This is a genomic window from Vibrio sp. 10N.261.51.A4 (assembly GCF_041471945.1).
Lineage (GTDB): Bacteria > Pseudomonadota > Gammaproteobacteria > Enterobacterales > Vibrionaceae > Vibrio > Vibrio crassostreae_C.
This window is the reverse complement of record NZ_JBFRPJ010000114.1, coordinates 1-15,778: the sequence shown is the minus strand read 5'-3', so window position 1 is coordinate 15,778 and position 15,778 is coordinate 1. Positions and strand designations below refer to the sequence as shown.

General features: G+C 42.7%; 11 protein-coding genes. 1 reads left to right on the top strand and 10 read right to left on the bottom strand.

All coding sequences use genetic code 11. The features are described 5' to 3' along the window. Nucleotides 1-78: 78 nt before the first annotated feature. The 4 genes from AB4384_RS21965 to AB4384_RS21950 form a co-directional block, all read right to left on the bottom strand. A complete protein-coding gene (locus AB4384_RS21965; RefSeq protein WP_017068746.1) occupies nucleotides 79-207 on the bottom strand; it encodes a hypothetical protein in 129 nt (42 codons plus the stop codon). 145 nt (nucleotides 208-352) lie between these two features. Continuing rightward, on the bottom strand, nucleotides 353-604 hold the full coding sequence (locus AB4384_RS21960; RefSeq protein ID WP_016797332.1) for a hypothetical protein: 252 nt from the start codon (nucleotides 602-604) through the stop codon (nucleotides 353-355). A 915-nt stretch (nucleotides 605-1,519) separates the two neighbouring features. Continuing rightward, a complete protein-coding gene (locus AB4384_RS21955; protein WP_017068745.1) occupies nucleotides 1,520-2,902 on the bottom strand; it encodes a DEAD/DEAH box helicase in 1,383 nt (460 codons plus the stop codon). Beyond that, on the bottom strand, nucleotides 2,895-3,434 hold the full coding sequence (locus AB4384_RS21950) for a hypothetical protein (protein WP_017068744.1): 540 nt from the start codon (nucleotides 3,432-3,434) through the stop codon (nucleotides 2,895-2,897). Before AB4384_RS21950 ends, AB4384_RS21955 begins: the two co-directional genes overlap by 8 nt. Before the next feature lie 97 nt (nucleotides 3,435-3,531). Between AB4384_RS21950 and AB4384_RS21945 the strand changes: the two genes are divergently transcribed. Next, a complete protein-coding gene (locus AB4384_RS21945) occupies nucleotides 3,532-3,738 on the top strand; it encodes a helix-turn-helix domain-containing protein (RefSeq protein WP_017068743.1) in 207 nt (68 codons plus the stop codon). A 120-nt stretch (nucleotides 3,739-3,858) separates the two neighbouring features. On the opposite strand, the gene AB4384_RS21940 is transcribed toward AB4384_RS21945, so the two are convergent. The 6 genes from AB4384_RS21940 to AB4384_RS21915 are packed head-to-tail and all read right to left on the bottom strand — an operon-like array spanning nucleotide 3,859 to nucleotide 15,666. After that, complete coding sequence (locus AB4384_RS21940) at nucleotides 3,859-5,217, bottom strand: site-specific integrase (protein WP_017068742.1); 1,359 nt, start codon at nucleotides 5,215-5,217, stop codon at nucleotides 3,859-3,861. Continuing rightward, nucleotides 5,214-7,463 (bottom strand): AAA family ATPase, encoded by a 2,250-nt coding sequence (locus tag AB4384_RS21935; protein ID WP_017068741.1) that lies wholly within the window; start codon nucleotides 7,461-7,463, stop codon nucleotides 5,214-5,216. The genes AB4384_RS21940 and AB4384_RS21935 overlap by 4 nt, the downstream gene beginning before the upstream one ends. A gap of 5 nt (nucleotides 7,464-7,468) precedes the next feature. Next, nucleotides 7,469-7,948 carry a hypothetical protein gene (locus tag AB4384_RS21930; protein WP_017068740.1) on the bottom strand — a complete coding sequence of 160 codons (480 nt, stop codon included), beginning with the start codon at nucleotides 7,946-7,948 and terminating at the stop codon, nucleotides 7,469-7,471. Further along, complete coding sequence (locus AB4384_RS21925) at nucleotides 7,945-8,649, bottom strand: hypothetical protein (protein ID WP_017068739.1); 705 nt, start codon at nucleotides 8,647-8,649, stop codon at nucleotides 7,945-7,947. The genes AB4384_RS21930 and AB4384_RS21925 overlap by 4 nt, the downstream gene beginning before the upstream one ends. A 13-nt stretch (nucleotides 8,650-8,662) precedes the next feature. Then, entirely contained in the window at nucleotides 8,663-11,011 is a 2,349-nt protein-coding gene (locus AB4384_RS21920; protein WP_017068738.1) for a hypothetical protein, read from the bottom strand. Beyond that, nucleotides 11,008-15,666 carry a hypothetical protein gene (locus tag AB4384_RS21915; RefSeq protein WP_372130120.1) on the bottom strand — a complete coding sequence of 1,553 codons (4,659 nt, stop codon included), beginning with the start codon at nucleotides 15,664-15,666 and terminating at the stop codon, nucleotides 11,008-11,010. The genes AB4384_RS21920 and AB4384_RS21915 overlap by 4 nt, the downstream gene beginning before the upstream one ends. Between the last annotated feature and the right edge of the window lie 112 nt (nucleotides 15,667-15,778).

Genomic DNA, 15,778 nt, shown 5'->3' with positions numbered 1-15,778 from the left:
CAATTGTGCAAGGACTTCTTGCACAAATTATTTTACTGCTATCTAAATTGATTGAGGCAAAACTGAAGGTTAGCTAGTTTAAAAGGGGAAGTGATCTTCTTCATACCCTTCAACCCAAATTACTAGCTTTTCAAGCCCATCAGCGTGGGCAGTCTCAGGTGTAATACCCTTAAGCAGTTCTTTTTCTGATAGCTTTTTCTTGCTCATAAGCCGTTTCTCGATTCGAAAATGACATTAGATTAGTTTATAGCATAATGGACTACTAGCCGTAATGTAGAACCTTATTCAAATAAATCTCATGTTAATTTCATGCGCTCTAAACACGTCTTGGGGCAGAAGTGCGTTGCAGTTATTAAATGGGGAAGTGCTTTTCCTCATACTCTTCAACCATTGCCGCTAGCCTTTCTAGCTCTTCACCTTCAGGAGTGCTAGGTTCGGCCACATCAAACAGTGATTCAATTCGCTTCAACGCGGCCTTGTAATCACTTTCAGAGATTTCAAGGCCTAACTCATCCAATGTTACCTCGGCTAGATCATCACTATGCGCAGTATGGGGTGTCATCCCCTCCAGCAGTTCTTTTTCAGACAACCGTTTTTTGCTCATAGTACGCCTTTCCATTCAAAATGAGATTAGATTATTTATAGCATACTGAGTTATTCGTTATAGCGTAAGGGGGTTGTCCTGAAATGAAATGGGGCACAAACGAGTCAGACAAGCTTGAAGCTACAGTTATCACGTAAAATAGAAAATTGAGAATAATGTTTGCTGTCGGAAAGCCGCTTAGTAAAGCTTCCAACCCTGTTGGTTACCTGTCAATTTCACCGTGAAATCCGACAACAAAAAGCAACCTAAGTGCATGTTTTGTAACAATTAATTGCAGGTGAAAAAGTTGTCGTTTTTTTTAGAAAACGCATTCCGAACTGAAGGCGGTCAATACCAGCTACTATTGACCGCTGGTCGCGCGTAATAGAGCTACTTTTTGTAGTTATGGTCGTGTCTGTGTTTTAGACAAGCTAAGCTAGAACCCTTTAGATTTACCACGTAAATGTATGGTTTATAAATACTTTAAGGGGAAGAGAAGTTCATTCCGCAGGTTGCGATTCGCACACTGCGAAATGAGCGTCTAACTAGAAAAGGGGCAGATATGAGTTGTTGCAGAATCTGCAATCACTGAGCTTTCTCGTTGCTCGGGCAATTATTGCAACAGTTCAACTACCGAGGAATCCTCGATAGTTGCTTGATAAGCAATGTGCATATTTTGCACATTAGTTAGTTCTATTGCCGAAGCGAAGAGATCAGAACCGGGTTGGAGCAGAGGTGATTTACGAAACAACCTGTTTCGCAATTGTGCAAGACCCTCTTGCATAATTGGTTACTAGAGTTTGTCCAACAACCTGTTGGACAATTGGGAAACAGCTTGTTTCACAAATAAATCTCATGGTGGTTTCTTGCGCTCTAAACACATCTTGGGGCATTTTCGTGTTAAGTATCCGACGGTTGAAGCTCTCAAAAAGAATTTCAACCAAAAGGGCGAACCAACATTGCTCTGTAGTTGCCAACAATTTTGAAGTAATCGTCAGCAGAAGTGTGTACTAGATGTGTAAAGTCAGGCTTTTCAAGTGCGGTATTCTCGTTCCATTTCCCAAATGAAATATCATCTATAAGCTTACTATTACGATTATCAGTAATAGGTAGTGCATCAGCCTTAACATTACCCGTCAGAACAGTGGAGCCTGATAGTGTGATCTTTGTTTCCGGTATCTCTTCTTTCAATCGCTGCGCATACTCAACCAAAAGTGGGTGTGCCAGTGTGTACAACCATGCTTTTGCCTTATGTGTATCTGTATTCCGAATGATACGGCCAAGTATCTGACGAAAGTAAAGTTCTGTTTTTACATTGCTGAGATGGCAACAGACTCGCAAGCGGGGGATATCTGTTCCCTCACTGATCATGCCAACACTGACGATCCAGTTCTGCTTTGAAGTTCGAAAAGTGTTGATGACTTGTTGAGCATCGGGATCATGGTGTGTAACGAGCACCGGTGTTTGGCCATATGTTGAAGTCAGTATGTCACAAATCCGTCGTGCGTGTTTGACCGACTCAGCTACAATCAGACCAGCAGCATTTGCGTACTTGCGCTGCAGCTGCGAAAGCTTTGCTGAGGCTGCCTGAAAAATATGGTGAATAACATCAGCGTTATTTAGCAGATATGAATATGCTGATTCAGGTGAATCAAGATAATTCTTAATGCCTTTATAGGTTTGGGGGGTACTTTGCCTACAAACCAGCTGATCATTATCAAACAGGGTAAGATTAGGCAGTCTGCAAACGCCATCATTAATCGCCTCTTGTATGCCGTAAACATAGTCACAGATGATTTTGTCGTTGCGCGAATAAGTTGCCAGACAAACTGGTATGGCATCTGTACGCCAAGGCGTGCCGGTCAAAGCTAATGTATATGTCGCCAACTTTTGTACGTTTCTTAGTATTACTTGGCCCCACGCATTTGCACGTTCGTACGTGTCCCCGGCGCAGTGATGGACTTCGTCCAGTACCACGAAAACTCGATAGTCGTTAAACAATTGCCAAAATTGTTCATCTAGGCTATTCATAGACTGATAAGTTAACGAATGGCCTTGAGCGCCCATTCGTCCATCAAAACGGCAGTTAAGAACTTTCTCAAACGTCGATGTCAAACCTAAAGCTATTGCCTTTGAAGGTGAGAAGCACACGACAAAATCGATCATTTGCATCTCCAGCAATTTATGGGCAAGTGAAGCTGACATTACTGATTTTCCAGCCCCAGGTGTAGCAAGACAAAGAAAGTGTTTTTGGCCAGACTGATAGCTTGCTAGGGCGTGGTTTATACATTTTGCCTGCCAAGCTCTGAGATTAATCATGAATTTCCAATGCCATTTTAAATGCTCGGATTTCTCCAACTAGTTTGGCGCTTTGTTGTTCAGCTAGTTTTTTTGCTTTTGCTAATTGATCTGCGAGAAACGGATATTGCTTTGCTAGTGTCACGTAAGTCTTTGACTCTTCGATACAAGCGATAAAATCTTTTTCTGCTCGTTCTAATTCTGCTTTGAGGGCATTTACAGGCGGCTGTTGAGCTATTTTTTTGTTGGCTTTTGTAGGCGGTGCAGACAGCCCTTTATGGAGATTCCATTTCATTGAAACGAAACGCTCCGTTTTACTGTAGATAGGCTTATCATCACTTTTCGCATGTTTTTTTTCGATGCAGCCAAGCTTTTGAAGCCGAGCGAGATGCCTATAAACATATAGGCGCGCTTTATCTGGTTTTATGTCATTGGTTAACTCCAGGAACCGATCCCTCAGCTCCAAAACTGTAAAATTGTTCATATTTTCCGTTACCAGCAACTCATGAAGTGAGCTGTTTAGAGGTACTACTTTGGAACCGAGTTTAGCCATACTTCTCTCTCGTTAACGCGTATAAAAAATGCGGATTATAATCCGTGGTTTTATTCTCCGCAACTAAGGATAGTCTTAGTTTTTATCTGGTATAAAAATGAAAGACTTAGCGGTAATCGTTGGTAGAAACTTGCGCAACAAGCGCAAAGGTAAGGCCATTTCTCAAGACAAGCTGGCTCTTATTTCAGACATAGATCGAAGCTATATTGGTCGTATCGAGCGGGGAGAGGTAAACATTACACTCGATAAGCTGTACAAAATTGCGGAGGTGCTCGGATGTGATGCGAAAGAGCTGTTACCTTGAATTAGTACAAGTTATTTCAAGTATCAAGAAGCGTCCAATCAGGTGGCTAAATCCACTGAATCACACACTACCTGTAGTGGCACACTTAACTTCACTTATGAAAGTAACAACAATCTAAATTTATTTTTCTATGAGTTTTTTCAGCCGTTTAACTTCTTGCTGTAGCCTATTTGCTAGTGTCCGCTGCTCTTCTGCGCGCTCTATTGCCAGTTGAGTTTCCAGTGATAGCTCTTCTTTTTGTGCTTGAAGCTCTTGGATTAGTTCAGACTGTTCATACACCTTGGTTTTGTAACCATGACGTGTACGTGACTCAAGGTACTCTTTTATTAGTGTTTTTTTGTTTCTATGGGTCATATTCTGCGATACTTGCAGTGCGACAGCATTTTCTTCTCGACTGAACCCCAATTCGTCGTTAATTGATGCCTGAACATCCATTTGCTCATTGGCATATCTGTGCCGCAAGGCATAGAAGCTTTTGCCTTTTGGCCACCCAAGCGCTTTAGTTATTCGACTGAAGATCTTAGTTATTTCTTCTGCTTTGAGTGGTTTTCCATTTTTTGAGTTTAGGAAAAGGTGACCGTTGTGGTGCTCGAAGCCTGTTTTATCGAGAAACTCCTGTAGATCGTTTTCTATAAACGAAACCACACCATTGATTAAAGGTAAAGGAAACTTTACTGGCATGGTGTTACCGCCCTTTTGTTTGAGCGGCGTAACGTCAAGCACTGACTTATTCGTATTGAGCAACTCTCGATCAACTATGTCTCTTCTGAACTGTAATCTAGTATAACCACTAAGTGCTATTTCTCTGGAGCCGGTTTGGTCACCGATGCGCACCATAAGTAACAAGCTAGCACGTGTATAGCCGTTAAAATTAGTTCTTATGTAATCCTTGAGCTGTTCTAATTCCCAGTCTTCAGCCGCTTGTTTGGTTCTATTGTCATTTTCACCACAATTAGTAAAGATCCTTGGATAGAGTTGCTTCTGATTGGGACCATCCTTTTTTGATTTAGCTTTATCGCGAAGTGGTAGAGCTGATGTGATCTGATATTGTGCTCCTTGATCTGGTTGAACCCCGATCAACATGGGGTGCAACCCCTGCCGCTGTGCCCAGAAGTAGAATTCGTATATCGGCATCAGATAATCATGATTGATGTTCCGCTTGGTAGCGTTTATGTCACCACGCCATCGTGGTTCATTTACTGATCGCTTTAATTGCCATTGAGCGTACTTGATGAGTTCCCTGTCGTTCATATCAGCCCAACTATTATCGGCTAGGTAGTTAAAGAGACTTCGTATCGCCTGACGATATGTAGATATTGTGCTATCGGATTCCTTCTCGCTTATCACGTAATTAATGAAATTGATCGCTGGCCAGATCACCTTACCGCCTGCATCCTGATATACGTAGTAAGTGGTCCTGAGCAAGTCGACCTTGGTTTCTTTAATTAAGTCGGCCTTTGTTTCTGCCTTGACGCTCATGCAACCTCCTGGATAACAATACGGTTTCCAATATAGCGGCGTGTCGCACTGGGGCGAGATGTAATGGTTTTCTCGATAGAGTGATAGTTACTGATGAATACAACGCTGCTGCGGGCGCGTGATGCCGCGGTATACATCCACGAATTATCTATCAGGTAATCAGCATCAAATATGACGATGACATCATCATATTGACTGCCTTGGCTTTTGTGAGTGGTAATACAATAAGCTAAATCGAGAAATAGACACTCTGTTTCCGTCAAGTACTTCGGTCCTTCTTCTTCGAAATCGATTCTGACGATACACTCTCGGCAATCAATGGTTCTGGGTTGTTCAAAAATCGCGGTTATTTTCCCTACGGAACCGTTTGAAATACCTAGGTAGTTGTTGTTTTGTTCGTAGATGACAGGGTCGCCCTCAATAAACTTTCGGCCGTAAATTTCATTGGAAGGTAGGCGTTTCTTTAAAGTCCGGATGAGTTGAAGTTCCTGGTTTATTTCTTGGCATACCTTGCGAGTTGCTGCTAACAGCTGCAATGTCTTGCTAGTGCTTCGTTTTTCGTACCAGATGTCCAGTGCAGCCTTGCACATCGTGCGCACTGACACGTTGTGAGGCTGATACCATGTGATATCTGCTTCTGGAGATGCATCGTATTGATACAGAACGCTTTTGGCGGTTGCTATATCCTGTTTGCCAACAGCATCGCAGAACTTATGCAAGTCAGATATACCTTCTTGCCGATATGGACGACTTAATGATACGCACAAATTTGGATCAGAGGCTAGCTGATGAAATACCAAGCCAGGACCGACGGGCTCTAACTGTTTAACGTCACCAACCAGACACAGGCGGCAGCTGTTTGGTATTAGTTTAAGCATTGCGTATGCTGATGGCGTATCGAGCATGGATGCTTCGTCGATGATGATCAGAGCCTGCAATAACTCTCCGGCCTTAATTCGTTCTCGCATCTGTAGTACAAAAGAAAATACCGTTTCTGCCTTGTGTCCGGACTCCTCTGCTAAGCGACGGGCTGCTTTTCCTGTTGGGGCAAGTAACCAAACTGGTCGTTTTCGGGCTTCATACTGATGGACGATAGCTGAAATAATGGTGGTTTTTCCTGTGCCCCCGCCGCCTGTGATTTGTGATAGTCGTGACTCCGTGACAAATTTAACTGCTCTAGATTGCGTTTCATCTAGTTTGAATTTAACCAACTTTTTCTTAAGGCGAGTCTGTTCTTCATACTCACTTAAGAGGTTATATCTAAATGCGATTGGGTAGCTGTCATGATTGTGTGCTATATCATTTAGCCGTTTGGCTACAATTTTTTCTAAAGCAAAATGTCCCTGATTTTGTACAAGCCCTGTCTCATTGTGAACAATCAGGGAATATTGCCCATGCTGTCGTACTACGTCAGAAACGTTATGTTTTATCCCTTCGTAATCTAAAGCGTGTTGCACGTAGGTTATAGGCATGGCCATGTGACCATCGCCGTCGTATGCTTGATATAGGATCGCTTCAATGGCTGAGATTGCACGTCGTGGGTCGCCCTTCTTAATAGCAAACTGTTTGCGAGCTATCGAATCAACCGTTCGCCATTGAACCATGGCGTCTTTAGCTGGCATAAAAGCCAATAACTGATAAGGATCACTTTCGAGGCATTCAATAGATCGAGTTCCCAATAAGCGAATTAGTTTACGCGCAAGGTTGCGGGGTATTTTTTTTTCACCTAGGAAGGCGAGAAGCTTCATTTCGGTGGAACAATGTCGCCAGCCTAGCAGCAATGACTCAGCCAGAACTTCCGGCATTTTCAATTTTGGGTGCTCCATTAACGTCATCGCATCAACAGACTCAAGGGTCTGTACTAGCGTTTTAGGAAATGCATCATTTAATTTATCGACCCAACCACACCCAATACCTGAGAACGCTGGATTTTTGATGATGTACTCACAAACCAAAGCTTGATCCGTGCAGGCTTCAATCGGAAGTCGTTCGCCTGTTGTGGCGACGAACTGAGGCCCGTATTTGCTATCATATTTATGTTGCCCTGTGATATGCCAGATATCGTGTACTGATGGTTGGTCAGGTATAACACCGAAATGGCAAACAACACGGTATGAATGATTACCAACTTTGATTCTAAATATGGCTGAATGTCGCTCGCCGTCGCTTTTGCTGTCGAGGATGCTGGTTACTATCCCCGTTAGTGCTGTAACAGGCCCACTAGTTTTAAGTGTTCGAAGTGACATCGTCATTATCCCTTGTTAGGCATTGGTTCGGTGTCTGACTCTGATTCATCCTTTAGCAGTGCGTATGGTATATACCGGCCAGTTAGGATGAGCAATTCTTCTGCCGCCCCGTCTTTTTGCAGTAACTCTACCTTGGATTCTGCTCGTGCTAGCTCACGTCGAAGCCATCCGATCAACTTATCCTTATCCTTTAGTAGTTTTCGCACTTCTTCAGGTTGCCGCTGAGTCGCATTATTCGGTGATTCCGTATTGCGGGTTTGTTGTGCCGCTTTCGTTTGAATTTGTTGCCAGAGTGTTTTCAAACGCGGGTTTGACCCCCAAGTTGATTTGGTGATGCCAAACTTTCGACCGATGGCCGCTTGGTTTGCTCGGCCTTGGTACCGAGGAATTTTGGGGTTGCTAGACAACCAGTTTTCCAATGCATCAGCTCGCTGTTCACCAATAGCTTTTGCTACATTACCCTTCTTTTTCTTTGAGTCAGTCATTTATCGCCTCGTTCTAATGTAATGACATTCGTTTCTGGTCCGAGTTGATCTGGATAAATGCCTGTCTTCTCGCTGATATCGAGTAACTGTTTTAGCAGAATATCTTTTTCTTTTTCTAGTTCGGTTATGCGCTCTTTCTGCTGTTTAGCCAGCCTGTTTCGCCAATCAATTTCAGTATTGTGTTGCAACTTTAAGCCTTCCATTTTCTGTTCAGTGATGCGGAGATCTTCGGCAAGGGTGTCATTTTCAAGGCGTAGTCCAATCATTTCGTGAGCAATGCCGGCATGATCTTGTTTTGCAATAGCTAGTTTTTCTTCTAGTTCCCGAATTTGACTAATACGACCGCTATCGCGTTGTATGAGCCCTTTTTTCTTTAATCGCACGAAGAGGCTGTCTATTGTTTTTGTACCCGTTACACGCTCTCTGAGGTACTCTGGTGCGGCTTCCCATGTTTTGGTTGATGTTGTTTTTTCTGGAATACAGTATTTTTCGACGGTTGAACGGCTGTTTTTTGAACCATTCCAATTTCGTAGAGCTGATACGGATAGGGGGAAATGCTCCAATTCGAACTTCCCTTGCTTATCCAGTTCACGGTTACCTTTGCTTGTTAAAGCAAAAGGAATTTCGGTGTTAAGCCACTTTTCAAGAATCTCAACTTTTTTCTCAATGCGCTTGATGCCTTCTCGACGTTGTTTGTCCATGCCGTAGATCCTCCTAAAAACCAGTAAATAACGAACTGTTGCTCAGGATAGTGCGCTCATGTTGGGCAACTACATGCTCCAAGTTCTTGGCTTGTTCCAATGCTTGCATGCGCTCTAGTGGCATGTATTCATGTCGATTGGCTGCGATTTCTCGTAACTGAATCAAGTCATCTTTCATGATATCTAGGTGGGTTTGTTTGACGTCCTGAAAGGCGCAACCTTTGCACTGTACGGGGTCGCAGGGGGCTTTGTGAGACCTTGCCATTTCGGGGTTTCGGTGGCAGGTGTTATGTGGTTTCGGGTGGTTGCGATGTCCTCGCTTGTAAATGACTGTCGCCATCTCTTCACATTGAAGCTGAGGGCTAAGTTCAGCAAAAGTTGTTTGGTGTTCATTTTGTATTTTCTGATTGAATTTTACACTTCCATGAAGAATTTTGAACACTCGCTTTAGATAGGCAGGGTAACGTCCTGCCATACTTTGGGTGCCCATCAACAGGGCTAAAATATCTGTTGCCGTTTTCTCAATATCCACTTCTTGGATGACCTTATTCAGCGCCTTGTTTTCCTCTTTGATGAGGATGGCAGACGTAGTTGTATCGGTCTGGGTCAGTTTAACTTTGTTTTGAATTTGCTCATGCGTATCACGCGCAGCCGGATCGGTGACGTAAACTTCAGTGACTTCAGGATCTACATGACCTAGCTGGTGACATAAGGCGAGTAACTCACTGTTTTCATATTGGTAGTGGTAAATAACGGCATAAATGCGGCGGAAAATGTGTGACCCTTTTACAGACGTGAAATCTTCACCTAAGGCTCGTTCTAGAAATTTGTCGCCGGTATAGTTGCTATCTTTACCTTTGTTGTAATGGTATTTGAAGGCGCCCATATTGTAATGAGTATCGATGTTGAAACGTGGAACATTAAATAACCCTTCATGACCCTTACTATCCCATGCGTCAGATAAGTCGAAAAGTGTTTGTAATGCTTTGGTGCTGCTTTTATTCAGCGTGTACCAGTATCGTCCACCGTGTTTTTCGTTATAAAAGCAAGCCTGATACCAGCCGTGCTCCTCATCGGCACATCGGAAATGTACCTTCTTTGATATTCCTATGACTGGATCGCTGATTTCAGCCTGTCGCCGAGCGTTGTAGATCTGCAGCATTATATAACAAGCCGACATCAACGCGGTGATGCACTCGGTCAGCGTCCATGTGTCATCAGTTAAGATAACCTTTCCATTTGGTCCACCGCGATACACTTTAAGTCCTATAATGTTCTCAAGCTCATCCAAAGTATTAGATGATGACATCTGTTTTGGGTAGAGTGTATTTCTAATGTAGGGCCTAACATCTTTCGCTTTCATTTTTTCCGGTTTTGTATACCGAAGATCGGCTAAATCCTTTACCGCTTTTATAATTAATGGCGACGCTTTGTATACCCAAAGATGTGCTTCACCGAGTAACCGAATGACCTGCTCAACACAAAGGTTTTTGGTACGCCCTAGCGGCTTACCAAGTTTATTGCTTAGCTGATATGCATTTTTGAACGGTAAAAACGGAATGGAATCGCCTTCTTCCTGTCGAGCTAGCACGTTCCATTGACCAAAAAGTGTATTTAATGTCTTGGCTGATGGTTGAGCTAAACCCTTATAGCCTCTATTGTCGAAGCCAATATGGACGTTTTCTCCGGAGCTTCTGAGTTTCTGAGAAACTAACTTATAAAAGCTGTTAGGGATCATACCTGACAGGCTGGATGTACCGATTGATTTTTTAATAGATGATAGTTTCAATGATTTATATTCCGATGTTTTTCCTGTATCTGTCATAATCCCCTTAATTAGTTCGATATCGTTATGGATAGTGCTCCATAAATTGTTTAGTCGCTGTGGTATACGTAATAAATTATTTATTCCCCCTATACGGATATCTTTGCAAAACTGTTTTATGTCTCGTTCGGAGATGCTCTGCAGTTGATAGTGATCGTTAAGTAAAGACCATTCGACGAACTTGATCGTGTTTGACATCACTGACGGTGCACCGCTCTTTGCGAATGACGGCGTATGACCGACCCCTTGGGCGAATGTGTCAACTGCTTTAACGATCGTTTGTGCATGATGTGGATATAAAAGGAGCGGTACGGGATGTTCAAAACCACCTGAGCCAGGTACCCATATGTCCGCAAGATCTTGTGCTGAATGATACTGATGACCCTCAATATTGCTGTAAAAGTGTAGTTCAGTTCCTTTTAGCTCCAATTTCTCGTCATCAACAAATAAACGACTAGCGGTATCTACAATACGGTCAGATAAACTGTCTTCGAAGTGTTCGATCTCGCCTAAAGGCAATATGTTTGTTGGTTTCATTCGTCACCTACTTGTGCCGCGGCCAAAATTTGTTCTGCTTGTCGGTACATTTCTGGATTAGCTGTTTGAACATAACGTGTAAGTCCAAAGGTAAAACGCATCGCAGGGGCAATATATTCGTCGAAATATTCGCGAGTGTGTTTAAGCAGTAGAGCTTCGCAACGTTCGATAAACCAATGCTGATGCCGGAGTGTATTCACGAAATCTTTAGAGCTAATGATCACCTGATTATGTGGACAACCATCGCCCGCATGACACTTACGACCACCACACCACCGTTGTGTCTTGCTTGCCTTATCTATCGAGGCCCAAATATCCATACAGGTTGAACCATCCGGTAGCAGGAACCAGTCGGGTACATTTGTTTCAGTGCTGGGATTGCCTAACAGCTTCAGATCAACATCACTGTTGGATAAACCGTACTCGGGTAGTGAGTCAGCACCTGAATACCTGAACATGACGGTCGCTTCCAGTCGCCGCTGAAATTCAGCGTTATTGGCGTCATAATATAGACGGGCAAGCGGATGATCGACGTAACCCGCGGTCGTCTTGAGTTGAGCATGATTACGCTCTATTTGGCTTTGATGAATACTACCATCAACCCCCTTCCTTACATTTATTTGATGTTTAGCAAGCTGTTCAATTCTAAACTTGGGTAGATGGTAACGGTCAATAAACGCATCGATCACGCTAGAGTTCAAAAAAGTTAGGTTCTTAGAGTCCGGGGTATCCCATACGGTTTCTGGGTTTAATCCGAGTTCCACCATATTTTTATGATGAATGCTAAGTAACTCAATAGCTTCCCTCACTTCATTGTCAGTGGGAGTGACTTCTACTTTCTTGGTGTTTTTTTTAACTTTATTCTTGTTGCCTTGGATGAAAAAACGACTAGCAGGAAGCGGGTAAGGTAGATCTTTGCCTTGAAGAGTGGCTATCACGTCCTTGTTCCAGGTGGTATGGATGATTAGGCGAATGAAGCACATTAACAATATTTGCCGAGGAAGAAGAAATGGCGTCCAGAAAAATGGTTTCATGCTCGGTGCTCTATTCCCAAACCACTGACGATAGTCATCGTGGATAAGAATGCTTTTCCCTTCACAATGAATAGGTTGTTCTATTGGTGTATCGGCTCGTAATTGTAGAAACGCAGCAAGCACGACTTTCTGTCCAAATCTGTTAACGAGTTCGCTGAGCTTTTGTCCATTCTTTTCATTTTTACCTTTAGCTATTTGAGCTACATATTCCTGAAGCAAATCAGGGGTTTTGAAGGCAAACTCGCCGTCATCATTGCGTTTAACCAGTGGGGACAACTCCGTACTTAGCTGGTGATATAGCTGCATCTCTTTTCTGGTAGCCTTTGTTATAGCAACAATGGGTTCTTGGTAATAGTTATTGAGCTGGTTTTTAAGCTCTTTGATTGACTTATAATTTTGGATGATTGGAGAGGGAAGGGGCTTACCAGTTTTATCATCGACTGGGGTGATTAATTCGACATCATTACGCTCCTTCCTTGCGGAAAAGCGCGTTTTGAAGCCGCAATCGCGAACCTTAAAACCATTTGATAAAGGATTCGCGTTTATCGATAAGAATCTGCGGAAGTTCTCGGAAAACTTGCCTTTATTGCTTCTGCTGCTTGCCTCCACAATATCCTCAAACCTAGTAAGTCCTAGTCTGATATCTCGTTGACTAAGTTGGTTTGCAGGTGATACCAATATATGACGCAAAGGGTGATTGGCTTCACGCTCAGTGATGGATATGATAGCCGTATTTAAAGTGTTATTTATCATTTTTACAGCAATATGGACGTTATTTATAACGTTTCGTGTAACCGGGGTAACTTGAGATTTTTTTGCTGCTTTTTTTATGGCTATCATCAGAAGTCCATTTTGGGGAGCTAGATTTTTTAGTGGTAATACATCCCAGTTGTAATTACTGATCTTTTCTTTACCGTGAGTTTTGTTTATGGCAATAAATTGGATAATTTGTTTTTTTTGTTCAGGTGAGAAGCGACTACGATAACCAAGTTCCGATATAGACCTTCCATCCGCAATCTTTCCATTACTTAGAGCGAACAATTCCATCAGTGCATTGAAATCGGCCTCTTTATCAGCACTGTCCCTTAGTTCGATCAGATCCTCTATACCTCGGAGAGCCAGTACAGCCTTTGCTCGGTTACATTTAGTTAATGGAGTACTTAGAAAGTTTTCAGCACTAATAGGTAGTGAAAGCCGATGCTGGTTTTCTATGATGTGCTCAACCAGCGTTAACCAATGTTGCAGTTTTGTCGCTGGGTATGTTCCCACTTGCTGTTTTGCGGCTAAAAGAGATGTAGTCAGTAAGCCATCGGCCTTATAAATGTCAGGGTTCAGGTAGGTGTTAAACTGTATATGGCTATGTTTACCGTTGTTCACCGATCCCTTGATGGTGAATGGCGCAATGCACTTAACCTGACCGTTCTTATCAAAACGCGACGTAAAAGGCAGATCGTTGAGTGAGTTAGCGCCTGCAATTTCCCCAGCCCATTTATTAAGGAAAGAACGAAGGGCTTCACTGCGTGTAACTTGATATCGGTTATTGTGCTTACAGTCGCATTCCAGCATTGACTCAAATTCAATCAATCCGTCAATAATCATGGGTGAGGTGATTTTGCACTTCTTGCTGTTAAGCAAAGCTTTTAGGGAGAGCAGGTTACTTTTTGCAATAACACCTAACTCTTTTCGTAATCCCATTGCCGCTGTGTAGTCCATTGACTCATTTTCAGAAGCAAGTAAGCACTCTTGGAGCAAACTATCGGGTAACATGAGTCCTGATAATCGGTTGGGGTCAAAAGGTAAAAATTTCTTATTGATATCCTTCCCATGAACCAGCTGAAGCGTAAACTTGCGCTCTGGTGTGTATAGCAAGTCGTTCTCTTTCGCTAGTCGTCCGAATAAGAAAATGCTACCGAATGCAAGCCCTTTATTTATATCCCCTACATTCCTTTCAAGGAAAGTCATGAACGTATTAGCCCCTATCCCAGATAGTCCGCTGTTAGACAGAACTGACTCTATCTCGGTGTAACAAGAGTAGATATCTCTCGGTTTGATATTAGCAGGAGGTAACCTTAAGAGTGAGCGCGTATATGGAATATCTTGATGGTCAACTAAATAACTAAGTATCTTAGAGATCGAGGTTCGTGTGACGTAGCTTTCATATGATTGACTATCGGTAGTCAGAACATCCCACTTTGATATTGAAAAGCATGTCTGAAGGAGGCCATTAGGTGCCAAAAATTCGGACAGTTCGTCACTGGATGGATGCAGAATTACAGCCGATTCTCTGGGTGGTTTTCTCTTGGTCTTCAGTGCATTTTTAGCTGTTTCACTCAACTCACCATACTTAAAGAGAAAGTCAGTTAATTCTTTGATTTCAGGTCGGGATGTACCATTTGTGCGCCGTGCAATAATTTCATGCATTGCCACGGTGCCTTGCATAATGTCTATAGTAGATAAGTCGTGGGGCTGTTTAACTAAAAAGGGACACTTTTGTGCAATATCACCTTCATCTGATAGAGCATTTAGTGCTCTACGTAAAAATAGGAACTTTCTATATGTTGAAGGAGTTTCCTCTGAATCACGTGATAAATTTGTCAATGCTGTGCCCAGAAGGGAATTAGGTCGCACTGACTGAGCGGCCTGGTAGTAATAACGAAAAGACTCACCTATGCGTACTTTTATTGTGAAGCAACAATCGGGGGGACTCAGTTGCTCGGTAGGTGTTTTATCACCTTTAGATAAGAAACGGCTGTTGAATTCGCAAGAATTTACAGTAATTCCATGGCTTATGTTTCCTCCTCGACTCAATAGTTTGCGAAATTGAGTGCTTTTATTTTTGGGAGAATTAATGTTTTGTTGCTGTAATATATCTTCAAGCTGAGTGAACCCCTTTAAAATATCTTTAGCATTTAATGAACTAGGTTTGCTGTTTAACAAATGTCGAATATTACTACTGTTATCCGCATGCGCAATTGCTTGCAATGTTAAAAGCCACCCCTGAGGGAGGGCATCGTGAATTGGAGTACTTACAGATTCAGCTTCTGCATGTTGGAGGCTGAGAGCCAATAACCCCCCTGGGTGTAAAACACCTTGAAGAGTATCGGGATCAATAGTCCAGTAGGCATAATTCGTATTTACAGACAGAATTCGTATTGCGTAGATGTCTGATGAGGAGCATGGCGAAGTGGCCATGGGTAATCTATTACTTTTACTGAATCGAGTTATAAACATACAACGAGCAATCGACAGATCGTCAGACATTGTGACCCCTGTCTCTGACATCAAACTACGGAACACTGAACTCAATGGGCTTTTTTTTACCAAAGAGGACTGCTCAATAAAATGTTCTAGCTCTTTGTAGCCGGCTATAACGTCATGTACTGATAATTTGTGCGATGGTTCAAGCAAAAGCTTATGTATGAACGGTGAGTTAAGGTGATTGATCGCAATGTTCATTGCATTAGCCAAACAATAGGCCGTTGATGTTGTAAACCGCTTTTCAGAGAGCAGCTTAATGGATGCTGCTAGCAGGGAATCGTTCGGTATAGCGTGAGTGACAATTTCGGATGGCTCGAGGCTAACCATGTACTCGTTTTTAGCGCTTTTTTTGCAGGTAATCATTCTCGATCCTTCGTATAGACTTCATCTATAGCTAGTAAAGCCAATAATTGATTGTTAAATATATGTTTATTACTGGTCGGTCGGTCTGTCAATAATGTAATTTAGCATACCT

What these genes read in the sequence shown, in the direction of transcription:
- AB4384_RS21965 (WP_017068746.1), bottom strand. Translation starts at nt 207, where the DNA reads ATGAGCAAGAAAAAGCTATCAGAAAAAGAACTGCTTAAGGGTATTACA.
- AB4384_RS21960 (WP_016797332.1), bottom strand. Translation starts at nt 604, where the DNA reads ATGAGCAAAAAACGGTTGTCTGAAAAAGAACTGCTGGAGGGGATGACA.
- AB4384_RS21955 (WP_017068745.1), bottom strand. Translation starts at nt 2,902, where the DNA reads ATGATTAATCTCAGAGCTTGGCAGGCAAAATGTATAAACCACGCCCTA.
- AB4384_RS21950 (WP_017068744.1), bottom strand. Translation starts at nt 3,434, where the DNA reads ATGGCTAAACTCGGTTCCAAAGTAGTACCTCTAAACAGCTCACTTCAT.
- AB4384_RS21945 (WP_017068743.1), top strand. Translation starts at nt 3,532, where the DNA reads ATGAAAGACTTAGCGGTAATCGTTGGTAGAAACTTGCGCAACAAGCGC.
- AB4384_RS21940 (WP_017068742.1), bottom strand. Translation starts at nt 5,217, where the DNA reads ATGAGCGTCAAGGCAGAAACAAAGGCCGACTTAATTAAAGAAACCAAG.
- AB4384_RS21935 (WP_017068741.1), bottom strand. Translation starts at nt 7,463, where the DNA reads ATGTCACTTCGAACACTTAAAACTAGTGGGCCTGTTACAGCACTAACG.
- AB4384_RS21930 (WP_017068740.1), bottom strand. Translation starts at nt 7,948, where the DNA reads ATGACTGACTCAAAGAAAAAGAAGGGTAATGTAGCAAAAGCTATTGGT.
- AB4384_RS21925 (WP_017068739.1), bottom strand. Translation starts at nt 8,649, where the DNA reads ATGGACAAACAACGTCGAGAAGGCATCAAGCGCATTGAGAAAAAAGTT.
- AB4384_RS21920 (WP_017068738.1), bottom strand. Translation starts at nt 11,011, where the DNA reads ATGAAACCAACAAACATATTGCCTTTAGGCGAGATCGAACACTTCGAA.
- AB4384_RS21915 (WP_372130120.1), bottom strand. Translation starts at nt 15,666, where the DNA reads ATGATTACCTGCAAAAAAAGCGCTAAAAACGAGTACATGGTTAGCCTC.